The following is a 20,157-nucleotide window of genomic DNA, read 5'->3' on the forward strand; positions in this document are numbered from 1 at the left end:
TAATTGAATTGATTCTTTATTTAGTTAATTAGGCTTCCGTAGTATTTCTTACTTTCGTTTGATACATAACATTTGGTTTAGTACCTACGTGTTCAAGTAAATGATACATACGATTATCCTCTGTTAATTTAGCTACTTTACTATCCTTATCATTTATATCACCAAATGTCATTGCTCCAGAAGAACAAGCAGCCGAACAAGCAGTTTGGAATTCTCCATCCTTAATTGCTCTTCCCTCTCTTTTAGCATCCAAAATTGTTTTTTGAGTCATTTGGATACACATAGAACATTTTTCCATAACCCCTCTTGAACGAACAGTTACATCTGGATTTAATACCATACGCCCTAGATCATTGTTCATATGATAATCAAATTCATCGTTTTCATTATACAAGAACCAGTTAAATCTACGTACTTTATAAGGACAGTTATTTGCGCAATATCTTGTTCCTACGCAACGGTTATAAGCCATATGATTCTGACCTTGTCTTCCGTGTGATGTTGCCGCTACTGGACAAACAGTCTCACAAGGTGCGTGATTACAATGCTGACACATTACTGGCTGAAATGCAACTTCTGGACTATCAGAAGGAACTTCCATTTCACCAAATTCAGATAAAGAACTACCTAAACCAGAAATAGCATCTTTCTTATTATTATCACCTTCAAAACTTTCTTCTGAAGAATAATAACGATCAATACGCAACCAATGCATATCACGCGATCTTCTAATCTCAGACTTCCCAACTACAGGAACATTATTCTCAGCATGACAAGCAATAACACAAGCTCCACATCCTGTACAAGCATTTAAATCTATAGAAAGATTAAAATGATGCCCAACAGAACGATCAAACTCATCCCAAAGATCAACTTCTGGCGAAGTAACATCAAACTCAATATGATCTTTACTTACCTGAGGCATCTTATTCCAATCTTTTGGATTGCCCGTATTAAATATCTCAAGAGTCGTTTCTTTAATAATATCTCCACGACCCATCAATGTATTATGTAACTGTACACAAGCAAATTCATGTGTACCCTCAGCCGCTGAAACAGAAACAGATTGTACCGCATTTTGATTCTGGTATAATGCAAATGCATTAACACCTACTTGCATTTCTTCTTTTACACCAACTATCTTACCGTACCCTAAAGCTAAACCAATAGTTCCTTGTGCTTGCCCTGGCTGAATGATTACCGGTGCAGTCACATTAACTCCATTCACCGTAACAGTTGCATAACTACCATTTAAAGCTCCATTCGCGACATTTTCATTCATCAAGCCATTAGCCTCTGCATCTGCTCTTGAAACTGTTAGATAATTATCCCAAGAAGCTCTGGTTATAGGATCAGGCATTTCTTGTAACCAAGGGTTATTAGCCTGTTGCCCATCACCTAAAGCAGTCTTCGTATATAATGTAAGTTCTAATCCATTTGATTTTGCAGTAGATAATCTCCTAGCAGCTGCACCAACATTAGGTCCAGCAGGCGCCGCATCTACTACTTCTGCATCACCCTCTGGAGTAGCTATTGCTGTTTCCAAAGATTCCTTAGCTAGTATTGGCTTCACCAACACTCCATCGTGTAATGCTTGATTCCATGAAGTACCTCCTAGTACGCCTGTCCAAGCATCCTTAATATAATCGTTATAAGCAGCAGTATTACCTGTCCACTTCAATAGTGTTTCTTGAAATTGTCTAGTATCGAATAAAGGGCGAATAGTAGGCTGCATTAAACTGTAGCTACCTTTCTTTAATTCTACATCTCCCCAAGACTCTAAATAATGAGGTGTAGTCGCAACATAAGTACACTCAGATGCGGTAGCATCATTATGCATACTAAATGCAACAGAAACGTCTACTTTCTTAAGACCTTCCTTAAACTCACTTGCATTCGGAAGAGAATATGCTGGATTAACACCTGCTATTAAAAGTGCACCAACACGTCCTGCATTCATATCCTTCACCAACTGAGCTACCGCCTTGGCATTACCTTGACGAATTTTTCTTGGTGTAGTTTCATTAAATGCTTTACTACTAATATGCTTATTAATAGCTAAAACTAACAATTGAGCATCCACATCTTGAATACCAGAAACTACAACTGCATTGCTCCCTGCTTTCTGTATATGTTTAGCCGCTTTAACAACTTCGGCATCCAAACCAGCATCCAATGCTCCTTTAGATCCGGCACCAGTAACATATTTATATAAAGCTGCTAACACCTGTTTTTGTTGAGTAGGCGTTGCTTTTACTCTTTTATCAGCATTTGCTCCAGATAATGACATATTTGCTTCAAAATGGATATGTTTAGACATTTTCCCATTTTTAGGAACACGTCCTTGTGCATATCCACTGTCATATCCTCCTCCTTGCCAATCTCCTAAGAAATCAGCAGCTATACTTACAATAGTATTTACTTTAGAGAAATCATAATCAGCTAATGCTCTTTCTCCATACATCATTTCGTAAGCGTCTAATGCTTCACTATACGATATAGCATCATATACAACTTGAGAAACATTAGCATATTTTGCTTTAAACTCTGATATCAATTTAGATGTAGAAGGGCTAGCAAATGTCTGAGTTAACAATACAATTTGTTTTCCTCCTAAACTATTTAGTTTAGTTCCAACCTCTTTATCAAGGACATCCCAACTAATATCTTCATCTCCTTTTTTGGGACCTTGCAAACGGGTACTATCATACAATGATAATACTGAAGCATGAACTCTAGCATTTGCCTCTCCATTAGAAGTAGCCAGATTATTATTCTCTACCTTGATTGGACGACCTTCCCTTGTTTTTATTAAAACACTTGCAAAATCATAACCATCTGCAATAGTAGTCGCATAATAATTTGCAACACCAGGAACTATTCTTTCTGGCTGCACTACATATGGTATTGATTTAATTACTGGTCCTTCACAAGCTGCTAAAGATGCAGCCGCTGTACTAAAACCTACATATTTAAGAAAGTCACGACGTGAAGTCGAAGAACTTTCCAGAGATGATTTATCTCCTAAAAACTCATCCGTAGGAATCTCCTGAACGAACTCATTTTGTTGTAGCGTCTCAACAATAGAGCTATTTTCGTTTAGCTCTTCAACACTTTTCCAGTATTTCTTGTTTGATGACATATATAATTGATATTAGCTTCTTACTTATTTTTTCGCTTAAACGACGAATAAATCATTTTATTAATAGTGGCACTTACCACATTCCAGACCACCCATCTGAGCAGCTGTTAACTTATCCACTCCATACTTCTTAGACAACTCTTTGTGTATCTTATCATAATACTCATTGCCTTCCATTTTCACATTAGTCTCTCTGTGACAGTTGATACACCATCCCATTGTCAATGGAGCATGTTGATACATAATTTCCATTTCTTCTACAGGTCCGTGACATTTCTGACACTCTATACCCGCTACACTTACGTGCTGAGAGTGATTAAAGTATGCAAAGTCTGGTAAATTATGGATACGCACCCATTTTACAGGCTCAGTTTCGCCAGTATAAGACTGAGAACTCTCATCCCAACCAACGGCTTTATATAACTTCTTAATTTCACCGTCATAAAACTCCTTCGAGTAATCAGCTGTTGCGGTACCTTCAGCAACCTCACTAATTGATTTGTGACAGTTCATACAAACATTAAGCGATGGAATTCCTGAATGTTTAGAAACTCTAGCTGAAGAGTGACAGTACTTACACTCTATCTTATTGTCTCCTGCATGTATTTTATGAGAATAATGTATTGGTTGAATTGGCATATATCCCTGATCAACTCCAACTTGCATAAAATAACCATAAACAAAGTATCCACTAGCAAGCAATACAAATATTGCAGAAACCAACACTAAAAATTGATTTTGCACAAATGCTTTCCATATTGGAGTTCTAGCTTCTGCTTCAGGTAATTCCACACCATTTGCTTCTGCAAAACTCCTAAGTGTTTTATTAACTAAAAACAACACTACTACCAACATTAGGAACACTAATGCTAAAGCTGCTAAAATTAAATTAGAAGACACTCCAGAACCACTAGATTGACTTGTAACTTCACCAGGTGGCGGTGGAGGCGGATCAGCTTTTGGCACCATAACATATGCCAAAATATTATCAATATCCGTATTTGTTAATTGAGGAAAGGCATTCATCGGAGTCTTCTTGTACTCTTCAAAAATCGCAACTGCATCTGCATCTCCAGAAGCAATCATTGCCGCACTATTCTTAATCCAAGAATACAACCATTCTGTATCTCTTCTCTCGGTAACTCCAAACAATGCTGGACCTGTCATTTTCTTATAACGCTTGTGACAAGCAGCACATAGCGATTTAAATAACGCTTCTCCCTTTGCAACATCACCACCAGCAGTAGATTCCACAGCAGCGGCTTCAGTTAACACAGCTTCTTCCTGAGCAAAAACTGGATTCAATAAAGAGAACAAAAAAACAGTTCCTAAGAGTAGGAGTTTTGAGGCTGAATTTCGGTATTTCACCTGTTTCATATTATTAAGTAGAATTATCGTCTAAATTTTGGTATGGTTTTTTCATTATTTGTAAAAAATGATACAAAAACCACGTCCATTTAATTCGACAGCAAAAGTACTATAATAAGTCGATTTTAGAAATGTTAGCGAAGTGTTAAGTGGTAATTTATAATAATTCTAAATAATATTTTTAAAGGATTTTGAGTTATTAAACTTTACCTTTGTATCAAATCTATTTGTAATGAGAATTTTAAACAAAAAAAACAACCTTTTATTATTAGGTTTTTGTTTTACAGGAATCACCTATATAAGCGCACAAGATTCTACTAATTTGGATAATCCAACTGTTTTTACCACTGTAGAGATGACTCCACCAGCCGAACCAACCATTACTATCAACCAAGATCCACGAATCAACCAGCTGCTAAACATTAAAACCAAAATGGATAAAGACGGTGTTCTCAGTGAGAACTACAGGATTCAACTATATACGGGGGACCTAAAAAATGCAAACACAATTAGAAACAATGCAGAAAAGTCTTTCCCTCAATGGAGAGCAGACATCGTTTATGAAACTCCAAATCATAAAGTATGGATAGGTAATTATCGAAGTAAATTAGAGACAGATCGAGCATTAAAAGAGATAAGAGAAGAATTTCCTAACGCATTCCCTTTTAAACCAGAAAAAAAATAAATATCAAAATCCATATCACAAACATAAAAAAGCCTGATCAATATTGATCAGGCTTTTTTATTATAATCCTATATGTATATCGGTTTTATAATTTTTTCTTCACAGCAACTTCCTGGAAAGATTCTATTACATCACCTATCTTAATATCATTGTAATTTTTAACCTGCAATCCACAATCATACCCTTTAGAAACCTCTTTCACATCATCCTTAAATCTCTTTAAAGAAGCAAGCTCTCCAGTATACACAACTACACCTTCACGTATCAAACGAATTCCAGCATTACGTATAATTTTACCTGTCTGAACCATACAACCTGCAATTGTTCCAACTTTAGATATCTTGAATGTTTCTCTAATCTCAGCAGTACCAGTAATTTCTTCCTTCATCACAGGAGAAAGCATACCTTCCATTGCATCTTTTAGATCATTAATCGCATCGTATATAATCGAATATGTTCTGATATCGATTTCTTCTTTATCAGCAACCTGACGGGCATTACCTGCAGGTCTCACATTAAACCCTATTATAATAGCATCAGAAGCAGATGCTAGTAACACATCACTTTCTGTAATTGCTCCTACTGCTTTATGGATTATATTTACATGAATCTCTTCTGTCGATAGCTTCTGGAATGAATCCGTTAACGCTTCTACCGAACCATCAACATCACCCTTAAGAATAATATTTAATTCCTTAAAGTCTCCAAGTGCAATTCGACGTCCAATTTCATCAAGTGTAATATGTCTCTGTGTACGTACTGATTGTTCTCTATGCAACTGAGCTCTTTTAGAAGCTATATCTTTTGCCTCTCTTTCATCTTCTAAAACACTAAACTTATCACCTGCCTGAGGAGCACCATCTAGACCCAAAATAGATACTGGTGTTGAAGGACCTGCTTTCTTAACGTTCTTACCACGTTCATCCTGCATTGCTTTAACCTTACCACTATTCTTTCCGGCCAATACATAATCTCCAACTTGTAGTGTACCTGTTTGTACTAAAATTGTTGACACATATCCTCTACCTTTATCTAAAAATGCTTCTACCACAGTACCAGATGCCAATCTATCCGGATTCGCCTTAAGTTCTAATATTTCTGCCTCCAGAAGTACTTTTTCTAAAAGTTCTTTAACTCCTTGTCCTGTCTTAGCAGAAATATCATGGGATTGAATTTTTCCACCCCAATCTTCTACCAATAAATTCATAGAAGCTAATTTTTCCTTAATCTTATCAGGATTAGCTTCTGGTCTATCTACTTTATTTATAGCAAAAACAATCGGAACACCAGCAGCTTGCGCATGACTGATCGCTTCTTTTGTTTGCGGCATTACGTCATCATCTGCAGCTATCACAATAATTGCTAAATCCGTTACTTGAGCACCACGAGCACGCATTGCTGTAAACGCTTCGTGACCCGGTGTATCTAGGAATGCAATCTTTTGACCATTTTCTAATTGAACACCGTACGCACCAATATGCTGCGTAATACCACCACTTTCTCCTGCTATTACATTCTCTTCACGAATATAATCTAACAGAGAAGTTTTACCGTGATCAACGTGTCCCATTACAGTAACAATAGGTGCTCTAAGTACAAGATCTTCTGGAGCATCTACTATTTCTTCTATTGATTCTTCAATATCAGATGTTACAAAATCAACTTCATATCCAAATTCATCTGCAACAATAGAAAGGGTTTCCGCATCTAAACGTTGGTTCATAGTCACCATAATACCTAATGACATACAAGCTGATATTACTTGAGTTGTAGGAACATCCATCATCGTCGCCACCTCAGAAACCGTAACAAACTCAGTTACTTTAAGAACCTTACTTGCCTGTTCTTGCTGAGCCACATCATCTTCCACTTTTTGGCGATGCTGATCACGCTTATCTCTACGATATTTAGCTGCTTTGGATTTATTTGATTTCCCTTGAAGCTTCTCAAGAGTCTCTCTTACTTGTTTTTGTACTTCTTCTTCACTAGGCTCCTCCTTAACTACAGCAGGTCTCTTTCCTTTTCCTGGACCTCGGTTTGGACCTCGGTTTCCTGGACCACGCCCACGATTACCGCCTTGTCTATTACCTGGTCCTCCAGATTTAGCTCCTCCACCATCTTTGCTAATTCTTCTACGACGTTTTTTTGGATCGCTATCGGAAGACTTCGATTTATCTTCTTTCTTTTTTGGAGGTTTCTGAAACTTAGTTAAATCAATTTTTTGACCAGTAAAATTCGGACCATCCAACTTCTTATACTGAGTTTCTACCTTTACAGGTTCTCCCTGAGGTTCCGGTTCCTTAGAAGCAGGAGATTCCTTTTTAGCTGGCTGCTCTGCTGGTTTAGAAGCTTTCTTTTGTTCCAGATCTATCGCTGCAACTTTAGCTATTTTTATACCTTTTTTAGCAGGCCTATTAGAAACCACTTCAGGAGCCTTTTCTTTCACTTCCTCTTTCTCCTTTTCAACTTCTTTTACCTCTTCTTTCTTAGGAGCTTCTTCTGTTGCTGCTTTTTCTTCGGGCTTCTCAACAACTTCTTCTTTCTTATCCAATTCTATTTTACCTACTTGTTTCGGTCCAGTCAATTGGGCTTTGGCTTTCACAACTTCACGAGCTTCAGCGCGCTTACGTCTCTCCTCTTGTTCCGTTTCAATCTGCACTCTGAGCGCTTCTTTCTCTTTTCTTTTTTCCTCACCAACCTCTTTTGAAGCTACCTTCTTACTCTTGTCTGTCTGGAACTCATCAAACAACAGCTGATAGATCTCCGAAGAAATCTTTGTGGTAGGACGCGAGTCTATCTCATGACCTTTTGAATTCAAAAAGTCAACAGCCCGATCTAGCGAGATATTGAATTCGCGTAATACCTTATTTAATCTCATTGTTTTTGCTTCAGCCATAAATGCCTTATTATTTTATGCTCAAATATAAATTAATTGAAGTTATTAATCTTCAAATTCTGATTTTAATATTCTAATAACTTCACTAACAGTCTCTTCTTCAAGATCTGTTCTTTTTACTAAGTCTTTAATATCTTGCTCCAAAATACTCTTAGCTGTATCTAATCCTATTTTAGCAAATTCTTCTATAATCCAAGAGTCTATTTCATCAGAAAATTCTGATAATTCAACATCTTCTTCAACCCCTTCTCTAAACACATCAATTTCATAACCTGTTAATTGACCAGCCAATCTAATATTGTGCCCTCCACGTCCGATTGCTTTAGAAACTTCTTCTGGCTTCAGCATAACTTCTGCTCGGCTACCCTCTTCATTAAGCTTAATAGAAGTTACTCTTGCTGGACTTAAAGCCCTAGTAATAAACAACTGAAGGTTATTCGTATAATTTATAACATCAATATTTTCATTACCAAGTTCTCTTACGATACCGTGGATACGAGATCCTTTCATACCAACACAAGCTCCAACTGGATCAATTCTATCGTCATAAGAGTCTACAGCTACTTTAGCTTTTTCTCCTGGTATTCTAACAACTTTCTTAACAGTAATCAAACCATCAAAAACCTCTGGAATCTCAGACTCGAACAACTTCTCCAAAAACAATGGAGATGTTCTAGACATAATAATTGCTGGTTTATTACCTTTTAACTCCACAGATTCAATAACTCCTCTTACATTTTCTCCTTTTCTGAAAAAATCTGAAGGTATTTGTCTATCCTTTGGTAAAATAATCTCATTACCCTCATCATCCAACAAAATAATCGCTCTATGACGAATATGATGCACTTCTGCAGTATATATCTCTCCTTCTAATTCTTTAAACTGCTTATAGATATTAGTGTTATCGTGTTCATGAATTTTAGAAATTAAATTCTGACGTAAAGCCAAAATTGAACGTCTACCTAAATCTATTAACTTCACTTCTTGAGAAACGTCTTCTCCTATTTCAAAATCTGGTTCTATTTTTTGCGCTTCAGAAATTGATATTTCCTGATTTCCATCCTCAACTTCACCATCAGCAACAACCACACGGTTTCTCCAAATTTCTAAATCCCCTTTATCAGGATTTATAATGATATCGAAATTATCATCACTACCAAATTTCTTTTTTAATGCATTTCTAAACACATCTTCTAAGATCGCCATTAGCGTAACACGATCGATTAACTTATCATCCTTAAATTCTGAAAATGACTCTATTAATGCGATATTTTCCATATCAATTTATAATTAAAATGTTATCATAACTTTAGCTTCCTGTATTTCATCATAAGAAACAGAAGCCTCCTTTGTTACCGTTATTTTTCCTTTTCCTACTGGTTTTGGCTCTCTTGCTTTCCAAACCAAATCTATACTATTATCAGACACAGAAACCAACTCTCCTTCAATAGTATTACCTCCTTCGGTTTTTACCTTTAACTTTCTACCTATATTCTTTTTATACTGACGTCGATGAACTAAGCCTTCAGAAACTCCAGCAGACATTACTTGTAAAGAAAAATCTTCTTCTTCTCGGTCTAAATTATGCTCAATCGCTCTGCTTAAAGCTATACAATCCTCTACAGTTATACCACCATCACCATCAACAATAATCTCTATGATGTTACCAGGATGTATTTTTTGACTGATCAAGAAAAGAGAAGGCCTTTCTTCTAGGGCTTCTGCTAATAAACTTTGAACTTTATCTTTTAATAACATAGGCAGATAAAAAGAGGGGACTTTTCGTCCCCTCAATCTGGTTTTTTAATTTCAACGGTGCAAAGATAGTAATAATATCTTAGATTCAAAATCTACTTAAGAATGAATTTATTCGTAAATTTAAATGACTGTTAGCTTATTACAACCTAACGATTTTAAGAATCATAGGGGAAATACATTTTTTAATCTACAGTTTACGCAAACAAAAAAATAACTAACCTAAACCAAGTACTACTTGGATATTGATAAATTTCTCTTAAACACACTTAACCATGATTAAAAGAATTCTAGTACCTACTGATTTTTCTACTCAAGCAGAAAGCGCCTTAAAAGTAGCAGCGCAAATCGCTAAAAAGAACGATTGTCAGATCTATCTTTTACATATTTTAGAAATGCCAGTTCATCTGGTCGATTTAATGTCTTCTGGAGCTTCCGCTTCTGCGCCGGAAGCCATATTTTTTATGAAACAAACACATAAGAAGTTTGAAGAAGTTTTAGCTAGTGACTACCTAAAGGATCTAGAAGTAATCGAAACTGTTAGTTTTGAAGATGTTCTCCGTGGAATTATGGATTCGTGTGACAAGAATGATATAGACATGATTATAATGGGTTCCCACGGATCCTCCGGGTTTGAAGAATTATTTATTGGCTCTAATGCCGAAAAAGTAGTTCGAACTTCAGAAAAACCTGTGCTTGTAATTAAAGAAGATTGTGACATTTATAATGTTAACGACCTTGTGTATGCTACTAATTTTGATGATGAAGATAAACCATCATTAATATCAGCGCATGAATTTGCTAAACAACTAGAAGCAAAATTACACTTAGTGTGGATAAACACAGCAAATAGTTTTAAAACAACTAGAGAAACGGAAGAAAAAATGAATCTAATGATTGCTGATCTACCTATTGACAACTACTCACTAAATATTTACAACGACATCAATGTAGAAAAAGGAATTTTAAATTTTGCAAATTCTGTAGATGCAGGCCTTATAGGAATTAGCACACACGGAAGAAAGGGATTATCTCACTTTATTAATGGAAGTCTTGGAGAAGACGTGGTAAACCATGCTAAAAGACCCGTTCTAACCTTCAAAATATAATTTAATCTTACTTATAAATAAAAAAGAGCTACACATTATGTGTAGCTCTTTTATGTTGGTCTACTAGGGCTCGAACCTAGACTCTTCTGGACCAAAACCAGACGTGTTGCCAGTTACACCATAGACCAATGCGTCATTGCGGGTGCAAATTTAATATATTCTTTTTGGTCTGCAAACATTTTTTTAAAAAAAATTCATTCTTTAGTTTTTATCCTATTTATTGAGCCAGTTTTATTTATCACTTATCCAAAATATAAACTTCTGTTAAGCGTTTGCTAAAAAAACTAATAGAGAAGTATTTTTATTACTAAATTCGCCACACGTTATAACAGTTATATCTTATGAGCACATTCAACTTTAAAAAGTGGAATAAAATATTAGGATGGGTAGTTTTTGGAATCGCCCTTTGTGTATACTCCTTAACCGTAGAACCAACAGCTAGTTTTTGGGATGCAGGCGAGTATATAGCTACATCGTCTAAATTACAAGTTGGACATCCGCCGGGAGCACCTCTATTTCAAATGATAGGCGCTTTTGCTTCCATATTTGCTTCAGACCCCACGCAGATAGCGCTTGTTGTTAATATGACCTCAGCTTTCGCTAGTGCTTTTGCCATTCTCTTTATGTTTTGGTCAATCACTATCCTTGTCAAAAAATTAATTATAACGGATGAAAGTTTTACGGATGGTAAAGCTTTGGCAACCTTAGGGAGCGGCTTAGTTGGGTCTTTGGCATTCGCTTTTACCGATAGTTTTTGGTTTAATGCAGTAGAAGCAGAAGTATACGCAATGGCTACCTGTATTTTATCTGTATTGTTTTATTTAGGATTACTCTGGGAAAGAGACATGCATAACCCGAGAGGCAACCGATGGTTAATTTTAATTGCTTTTATTGCTGGACTTTCATTTGGAGTTCACTTTATGGGATTACTTTCCATACCAGCAATAGGATTGTTATATTATTTCAAAAACTATAAGGTTACTATAAAGAATTTTATTGTTGCTAACATCGTAGTGGTAGCAATACTTTTATTTATATTTAAGTTACTACTACCTTCCACTTTAAAATTGTTTGGATGGTTTGAGGTTACTTTTGTGAATAGTTTTGGAATGCCATTTAACTCAGGGACTATATTTTTAGGCCTCATTATAGCAGCGGCATTTTATTTCATTCTTAAATACACGCGCAAAAAGGAATTCCCTTTAATCAACTCTGCTGTACTATGCGTGTTATTTATATTCATTGGTTTCTCTTGTTGGATCATGCTTCCTATAAGAGCTAATGCTGGAACAGTCATAAATGAAAATAATCCAAACAATGCTCGTGAATTACTCGCTTATTATAACCTAGAACAATATCCAGAAACTCATCTATTTTATGGACCACAATTTACTGAAATATATGCCGGACTCGATGAAGACGAACCTTATGAAGATGACAAACCTAAATATGAGAAAAATCTAAAAACTGGGAAGTACGATATTGTAAACGACTGGAAAAATGCTAGACAAAACATAGATGATGATCATAAGGCATTTTTACCAAGAATGTGGAGTACCGAGCATATTTCCAATTACATGGACTTCACCGGACCGATTAGGTTCACTATAAAACCAGAGTACCAAGATGAATCCGAATTACTTGAAGCTGTTACGCAATTTAGAAGAGAATATGCGGTAGGTAAATTAGACAATGACGACTACAATAAATTCTTACGCTCCTTTGGTGATTATTTAAATGTAGAAAAACCATCTTTTGCATCTAACGTTTTATATCTCCTTGAATATCAAATAGGATATATGTATTGGAGATATTTTATGTGGAATTTTGTGGGTAGACAAGATGATAATCAGGGAAAATATAGCAATCTAGAAGGTAATTGGCTTAGTGGAATTAAATTTATTGATGAAATACACTTAGGATCTCAAGACAATTTACCTGGGGATGTATTAAAAAACAAAGCTCGTAACACCTATTACTTTTTACCATTATTGCTTGGTCTCATTGGTTTTGTGTTCCAAGTACAAAAGGATAAGAAAAATTTCTGGGTGCTATTAGCTTTTTTCTTATTTACAGGATTGGCCCTAAAAATATATCTTAACGAAAGACCTTTTGAACCAAGAGAAAGGGATTATGCCTTAGTTGGTTCATTTTATGTATTCGCTATATGGATAGGTTTTGGAGTATATGCATTATTCGACATTCTTAAAAACTCATTAAAACCAAAATTACTAGCTCCTCTAGTAACTACAATATGTTTACTCGCCGTACCCGTTTTACTGGCTGCTCAGAATTGGGATGACCACGACCGTTCGAATCGATATACAGCACAAGCTATGGCAAAAATGTACCTTCAATCATGCCAAAAAGACGCTATACTTTTTACAATAGGTGATAATGATACATTTGCATTATGGTATGCTCAAGATATAGAAGAATACAGAACTGATGTAAGAACAGTAAATACTAGCTTATTTGCAACAGATTGGTACATCGATCAGATGAAAAAAGCTGCATATGATGGTAAACCAATCCCATCTCAGTTAACACACGAGTTCTATAGGTTTGGAAACAATGATGCTATTTATTACAAACCAGTCACTAATGATACTATGCTTATCAAAAACTGGATGCGATGGATTGAGACTGATGATCCTAGAACCAAAGGTGACTTACAAAATGGAAAACAAGTAAACACTTTTCCAACGAAACACATAAGAATTCCTGTTGATAAAGAAGCCGTTCTTAGAAATGGAATCGTATCACAAAAAGATGCTCATCTTATAGTTCCTTATATAGATATACATTTAAAAGGTGATCTACTATTTAAAAATCGATTGCTAATGTTAGACATGATTGCTAACAATAACTGGGAAAGACCTGTATATTTTACTGGTGGAAGTTTTGGTGATGATGATTATTTATGGATGAAAGATTATTTACAATTAGATGGTGTTACCTATAAACTAGTTCCTATTAGAACTCCAATAGACAAACGAAACCCTTATGACATGGGACGTATTGATACAGACCTTATGTATAACAATGTTACTAGCTGGGATTGGGGAAATAGCGAAAACCCCAACATTTACCATGATCCTGAAACTCGAAAAAACGCTATTACTTATCGTAGTAATCTAGCTAGATTAGTAGAAGCATTGATTAATGAAGGCAAAAAAGATAAGGCTAAAACAATTCTAGACCTTGGGATGGAAAAAATGCCAATAGAATTCTATGAGTATTACACGCTATTAGAACCATATGTAAGTGGATACTACGAAGTAGGAGAAAAAGAAAAAGCGCGTGATTTATGGAATAAAATCGCAAAAAAATATCAAGAACAATTGACATACTTCGGGAGCCTTACTTTAGAACATCAATATGAATATGCTAGTGAGATAGTAAGTAATGTAGAAAGATATAGAAGTGTTGTAGATCTTCTAATAATCAATCAAGACAAAGAAATGATTGAAGAAAAGGCTGAAGAATTTAATAGATACCTAAGATTATTTACAAGACTTTATTCTGAAGATGAAGAGTATGACAATCAAGATGTTTTGGAAGATCAAGAGCAAGATTTGCAAAAAGAACTTCTAGATAGTCAAAAACCATTAGATACTTTAGAAGAACTACCAAAATCATAACACAACTGAGCCTTTTAACTAAGGCTCTTTTTTTTGATCAATTTGGATTTAATACCTAATAAAACGCCTAACAGTATTAAGTTACTATTTCCCAACTATACTTGGGATTTCTACACTTGCGAAGAAAAGAAGATTTATCTAACCTTTGATGATGGCCCTATTCCCGAAGTAACCGATTTCGTATTAGATCAACTAAAACTGTATAACGCAAAAGGCACTTTTTTTTGTATTGGTGAAAATATTAGGAAAAACCCAATGATTTTTAAAAGAATAATTTCAGATGAACATAGTATTGGTAACCACACTATGAATCACTTGAAAGCGAGGAAAAATAGCTTTTCTACATACATTGAAAATGTTTTAAAATGTGAAAATGAAATTTTAGAACACACTAAAATTAACCACAAACTGTTTAGACCTCCTTATGGACAATTAAATAAGCGTAAATTATCAGAGTTAAGGAAACTAAACTATGAAATTATATTATGGGATGTGTTATCCAAAGATTGGGACAAAAATACCTCACCAGAACAATGCTCTATTAATGTCGTTGCAAACGCAAAAAAAGGTAGTATTGTTGTTTTTCATGATAGTATTAAAGCATTTAAAAACCTTAGGGTAGCATTGCCTAAAGTACTTAAGCATTTTTCTGAAAAAGGATTTATATTTGAAAAGATTTAATCTTAATCAATCTAAGAAAGTTCTTTTTTAAACATACTCTTTCATAAGACCTATAAGCGTGTTCGCATCTTGCTCTCCGCTTTGTCTCCAAACCATTTCTCCTTCTTTATAAATCATTAATGTAGGAAGACCTTTAATACGAAGCGCTGTAGCCAACTCCTCATTTTTATCCACATCTATCTTTATCACTTTAGCTTTATCGCCAAGAGCAGCAGCCACATCCTTTAACACAGGATGCATGGATACAGAAGGTTCATTCCATTCAGTATAAAAATCCAGCAAAACCGGAACCTCAATACCTATTAACTCTCCAAACTTTGACATGTTCTAAAAATTTTATTATCTAACTATGCTATACTAACGAACAAAGCTGATATATAATTGTAAATATAACACTTTCTTCGAATTATGCGGGTTTAGGACCTTTTCTCAATTCTATAACAGTAATTTCCGGCCAAATCCCTACTCTTCCGGGAAAGGCATGAAAACCAAACCCTCTATTTACATTAAGATAACGCCCCATATCATTATACATACCAGCCCATTGTTTATAAACATACTGTACAGGACTCCACTTTAAAAACCCAGGGATTTCTATTCCAAACTGAAATCCATGAGTATGCCCACTAAGCGTTAAATGATAATGATTATCATGCTTTTTTACCTCATACTCCCAGTGAGATGGATCATGACTTAATAAAATTTTAAAATCTTCTTTGGAAACACCATTCGATGCTTTTGCCAAATCTCCTGCCTTTTTAAAATTATGCCCCCAATTCTCCACACCGACTATAGCTATTCGGTCATCATCTTTTTCTATAAACGAATTATCATTTAACAACAATTGAAAATCAATTTTAGAATGCACTTCTTTAATAGCTTCAAAATTAGCTTCTTTTTCTTCTTCTGAATCCCAAGTTACATATTCACCATAATCATGATTTCCCAAAATAGAATATTTCCCAAAAGAAGGTGTTTTTAAACCCTTAAAAATATCAATCCAATCATCCATTTCACTAGCCATAGTATTTACAATATCCCCAGTAAAAACTAATAAGTCAGTTTGCTGCTGATTTATTAAATCTACAGCATATTCAATCTTTTCAACCTCATCAAAACTACCAGAATGAATATCCGATATCTGAGTTAACCGAAAACCATCAAATGCATTTGGTAAATCATCAAAATATAGAACATGATTAATAACTTTAAAATTATACTTACCTCTAAATATACCATGCACTAATCCTGCAAAAGGTATTGCAGCTACCCCTAAAGCTATTTGACTTATAAATTTTCTTCGACTTGGTAAATATTGAGTCGCATTTCCGTCAAAAAATGTATTTGTAAGATAAGTATACCCTGCTACGCAAAGCCTTATAATATCCTCCCCAAACATAAACAACACTAAAATCAACTTAGGAACTAAGGTGACTAACAACAAACCACTTGCTCTTAATGAATATTTTGTAGGACCTACACTTCTATCGTAGTTAGCAAAAACATATATAACATACCCTATTATGAGTAATGAGATAATCAAATATACTATTTGGATCCATTGATTTTTTGATAAAGTGCGAATTACTTGATAAGCATATAATTCTATTAAAACATAAAGCACTAAAGGAATAATCCAACGCATATTAATTCTAAGTTTTATTTACTTAACAAAACTATCTCACCTTTTGTCAATCATAAGTATATTTAAGTAAAAATTAACTGTTTATCATTGAATCATTATAAAATACTATCATTACTAAGATACACATATATCAAACACCATAAATCTTAGAATTTTCTTTCATATGTATAATTTTTATTCGTACCTTCGTTCAACTATTTAACTATAGGGATGTACAAAAAAAATCTACTTTATTCATAAAATATTACTATCGTATTTATAGCAATTGATAACATTGTTATCAATTTTATTTTGGGGCGAAATGCCGTCATTCATTGACGGCATTTCTTATTTAGTATAATTTTGAAACGATTTTCAGCAATCTTCTTTTTATATTGCATTTCTAAAAACTGAACATACACTATGTCACAAAAACGTCTTTTTCTTCTGGATGCATTCGCACTTATTTTTCGCGGATATTATGCTTTAATTAAAAATCCAAGAATCAACTCTAAAGGGCAAGATACCTCAGCAATTATGGGGTTTGTAAATTCACTTTTTGATGTAATCAAAAGAGAAAAACCAGATCACTTAGCAGTTGCATTTGATAAACAAGGAAGCAAGGATCGTTTAGAGATATTTCCAGAATATAAAGCTAACAGAGACGAAACTCCTGAAGCTATAAAAATAGCTGTTCCTATTATACAGGAAATCTTAAAAGCAATGCATATCCCTATTATTGAAAGAGCTGGAGTAGAAGCTGATGATTTAATCGGAACCATTGCTAAACAAGCCGAAAAAGAAGGGTACCAAACATATATGGTTACACCTGATAAAGATTATGCCCAATTGGTGTCCGAAAACATTTTTATGTATCGCCCAGCTCGCATGGGCAATGGTATTGAAATCTGGGGAATACCCGAAGTACAAAAAAGATTTGAAGTAGAACATCCAGAGCAGGTGATTGATTACCTTGGAATGATGGGAGATGCTGTAGACAATATTCCCGGCTTACCAGGAGTTGGTGATAAAACTGCCAAGAAATTCATTGCTGCTTATGGATCTATGGAAGGTCTTTTTGAGAACATAGATCAGCTAAAAGGCAAGATGAAAGAAAAAGTAGAAGCTAATCAAGAATTAGGACTTCTTTCTAAAAAATTAGCAACGATTATCCTCGATTGTGATGTTACTTTCGACGCAAAGGATTATGAAATTTCTGAACCGGACGCAAAAAAAGTACAGGAAATTTTTGAAGAGCTCGAGTTTAGAAGATTGACTGATCAATTCACTAAAATCTTCTTTCCATCTGAATCTTCTAACCCAACAAAAACTGCTTCTTCAAATAAGCAATCGGAACAAGCTGGTGCGGGTCAATTTTCATTGTTTGGTGGCAATCAAGATACCAATACTGCTACAGATTCATTTTCTAGTAGAAAAACAATTGCAAATACAGAACATTTTTACCAGAGTGTAGCTCCTGGAATGGCAATGAAATTATTTATTCAAAATCTACTTAAGCAGAAAAATGTTTGTTTTGACACAGAGACAACTGGACTCGATCCTCTTACTGCAGAATTGGTAGGAATCTCATTTTCTTGGGAAGCAGGAAAAGGGTTCTACATTCCTTTTCCTGAGAATCAAAATGAAGCTCAAGAATTAATCGAACAACTAAGACCTTTTTTCGAAGATGAAAATATTACCAAAATTGGTCAAAATTTAAAATACGACATCAAAGTATTAGCCAAATATAATCTAGATGTAAAAGGAAAATTGTTTGACACTATGCTAGCTCATTATCTAATCAACCCAGATATGAGACATAATATGGATGTCCTTTCAGAAACCTATCTTAATTACACACCAGTTTCAATAACTGAGCTGATAGGAAAAAAAGGGAAAAACCAATTATCTTTCAGACAAGTTCCACAAGAAAAGCAAACGGAGTATGCAGTGGAAGATGCCGATATTACATTTCAACTTAAAGAACACTTTACTCCAGAACTTAATGAAGCTAATATATTATCTCTTTTTGAAGACATAGAAGTTCCTTTACTAAGAGTTCTAGCAGCGATGGAGATAGAAGGAATTAATCTAGACAATGAATTTTTGCAGTCATTATCAGAAGAACTGAACAATGACATTAAAACGTTAGAAACTGACATATATAAAGAAGCTGGAGAAGAGTTTAACATTGCTTCGCCTAAGCAATTAGGAATCATTCTTTTTGAAAAAATGAAATTGGTCGACAAACCAAAGAAAACAAAAACTGGTCAATATTCTACCGCAGAAGATGTTTTATCGTACCTAGCTAAGGATCACAAAATCATTCAAAACATACTAGATTATCGTGGATTATCTAAACTAAAAAGCACCTATGTAGATGCATTACCTAACCAAATTAATGAATCTACAGGTCGTGTACACACAGATTATATGCAAACTGTAGCCGCAACTGGGCGACTTAGTTCTAATAATCCTAATTTACAAAATATCCCGATTAGAACAGAAAGAGGAAGGCAGGTTAGAAAAGCATTTATTCCAAGAGATGCTGAACACATTCTATTAGCAGCCGATTATTCTCAGATAGAATTAAGAATCATTGCTGCATTAAGTGAAGAAGAAACGATGATCAATGCTTTTAAAAGCGGAGAAGATATTCATGCATCTACCGCAGCAAAAGTTTTCAATGTACCTATTGAGGAAGTTACTAGAGAACAACGTAGTAATGCTAAGACTGTAAATTTTGGAATTATATATGGCGTCTCTGCATTTGGACTGAGCAATCAAACCGATCTTTCTCGAAGTGAAGCCAAAGAACTTATAGACACCTACTACAAAACCTATCCTAAACTACGTAATTACATGAGCGAACAAGTAGATTTCGCTAGAGAAAATGGTTATGTCCAAACAGTATTAGGAAGACGTCGTTATCTTAAAGATATTAACTCCGCTAACGCCGTTGTTAGAGGAGCAGCAGAACGAAATGCAGTAAATGCACCAATACAAGGTAGTGCTGCGGATATTATCAAAATTGCAATGATCAATATTCATCAAAAATTAAAAGAGGATAATTATAAGACAAAAATGCTACTGCAAGTACATGATGAATTGGTTTTTGATGTATACAAACCTGAATTAGAAAAAATACAATCTCTTATAAAATCAGAAATGGAAAATGCATATACACTTGCAGTTCCTTTAGATGTAGATATGGGGTTAGGAGAAAATTGGCTAGAAGCCCACTAACCTGTAA

Annotated in this window: 12 protein-coding genes and 1 tRNA gene; 5 read left to right on the forward strand and 8 right to left on the reverse strand. The window is 34.8% G+C overall.

Features of this window, described 5'->3' with window-relative positions; genetic code table 11:
* Positions 1–28: 28 nt before the first annotated feature.
* Positions 29–3,142: a TAT-variant-translocated molybdopterin oxidoreductase gene (locus J8L88_RS10345; RefSeq protein WP_211060691.1), complete on the reverse strand. Its 3,114-nt coding sequence runs from the start codon at positions 3,140–3,142 to the stop codon at positions 29–31.
* 60 nt (positions 3,143–3,202) lie between these two features.
* Positions 3,203–4,519 (reverse strand): c-type cytochrome, encoded by a 1,317-nt coding sequence (locus J8L88_RS10350; protein ID WP_211060692.1) that lies wholly within the window; start codon positions 4,517–4,519, stop codon positions 3,203–3,205.
* Positions 4,520–4,742: 223 nt separating this feature from the next.
* On the opposite strand from J8L88_RS10350, the gene J8L88_RS10355 reads away from it, so the two are divergent.
* A complete protein-coding gene (locus tag J8L88_RS10355) occupies positions 4,743–5,195 on the forward strand; it encodes an SPOR domain-containing protein (protein ID WP_081415620.1) in 453 nt (150 codons plus the stop codon).
* A gap of 85 nt (positions 5,196–5,280) precedes the next feature.
* Here the strand turns inward: J8L88_RS10355 and infB are convergent, their stop codons facing one another.
* The 3 genes from infB to rimP are packed head-to-tail and all read right to left on the reverse strand — an operon-like array spanning position 5,281 to position 9,849.
* Complete coding sequence (gene infB / locus J8L88_RS10360) at positions 5,281–8,091, reverse strand: translation initiation factor IF-2 (RefSeq protein ID WP_027393430.1); 2,811 nt, start codon at positions 8,089–8,091, stop codon at positions 5,281–5,283.
* Positions 8,092–8,136: 45 nt separating this feature from the next.
* Positions 8,137–9,369, reverse strand: a complete 1,233-nt coding sequence (nusA, locus tag J8L88_RS10365) for a transcription termination factor NusA (protein ID WP_027393429.1) — start codon at positions 9,367–9,369, stop codon at positions 8,137–8,139.
* A 12-nt stretch (positions 9,370–9,381) separates the two neighbouring features.
* Positions 9,382–9,849, reverse strand: coding sequence for a ribosome assembly cofactor RimP (rimP, locus tag J8L88_RS10370; protein ID WP_211060724.1), 468 nt, complete (start codon positions 9,847–9,849; stop codon positions 9,382–9,384).
* Between the two features lie 272 nt (positions 9,850–10,121).
* On the opposite strand from rimP, the gene J8L88_RS10375 reads away from it, so the two are divergent.
* Positions 10,122–10,955: a universal stress protein gene (locus J8L88_RS10375; RefSeq protein WP_247666455.1), complete on the forward strand. Its 834-nt coding sequence runs from the start codon at positions 10,122–10,124 to the stop codon at positions 10,953–10,955.
* A gap of 55 nt (positions 10,956–11,010) precedes the next feature.
* Here J8L88_RS10375 and J8L88_RS10380 read toward each other — a convergent pair.
* Positions 11,011–11,083: transfer RNA gene (locus J8L88_RS10380), tRNA-Gln, on the reverse strand.
* Between the two features lie 213 nt (positions 11,084–11,296).
* On the opposite strand from J8L88_RS10380, the gene J8L88_RS10385 reads away from it, so the two are divergent.
* Positions 11,297–14,599 (forward strand): DUF2723 domain-containing protein, encoded by a 3,303-nt coding sequence (locus J8L88_RS10385; protein ID WP_118388949.1) that lies wholly within the window; start codon positions 11,297–11,299, stop codon positions 14,597–14,599.
* 33 nt (positions 14,600–14,632) lie between these two features.
* Positions 14,633–15,280, forward strand: a complete 648-nt coding sequence (locus J8L88_RS10390) for a polysaccharide deacetylase family protein (protein WP_342667687.1) — start codon at positions 14,633–14,635, stop codon at positions 15,278–15,280.
* A gap of 27 nt (positions 15,281–15,307) precedes the next feature.
* Here J8L88_RS10390 and J8L88_RS10395 read toward each other — a convergent pair whose 3' ends face one another.
* Both J8L88_RS10395 and J8L88_RS10400 read right to left on the reverse strand, forming a co-directional pair.
* Positions 15,308–15,604, reverse strand: coding sequence for a co-chaperone YbbN (locus J8L88_RS10395; protein ID WP_027393424.1), 297 nt, complete (start codon positions 15,602–15,604; stop codon positions 15,308–15,310).
* Between the two features lie 82 nt (positions 15,605–15,686).
* Positions 15,687–16,925 carry a metallophosphoesterase gene (locus J8L88_RS10400; protein ID WP_035085545.1) on the reverse strand — a complete coding sequence of 413 codons (1,239 nt, stop codon included), beginning with the start codon at positions 16,923–16,925 and terminating at the stop codon, positions 15,687–15,689.
* A 402-nt stretch (positions 16,926–17,327) separates the two neighbouring features.
* On the opposite strand from J8L88_RS10400, the gene polA reads away from it, so the two are divergent.
* Positions 17,328–20,150, forward strand: coding sequence for a DNA polymerase I (gene polA, locus J8L88_RS10405; RefSeq protein ID WP_211060693.1), 2,823 nt, complete (start codon positions 17,328–17,330; stop codon positions 20,148–20,150).
* Positions 20,151–20,157 lie beyond the last annotated feature (7 nt).

Source organism: Aquimarina sp. MMG015 (genome assembly GCF_018100855.1).
In the GTDB taxonomy this organism is placed as follows: Bacteria; Bacteroidota; Bacteroidia; order Flavobacteriales; family Flavobacteriaceae; genus Aquimarina; species Aquimarina latercula.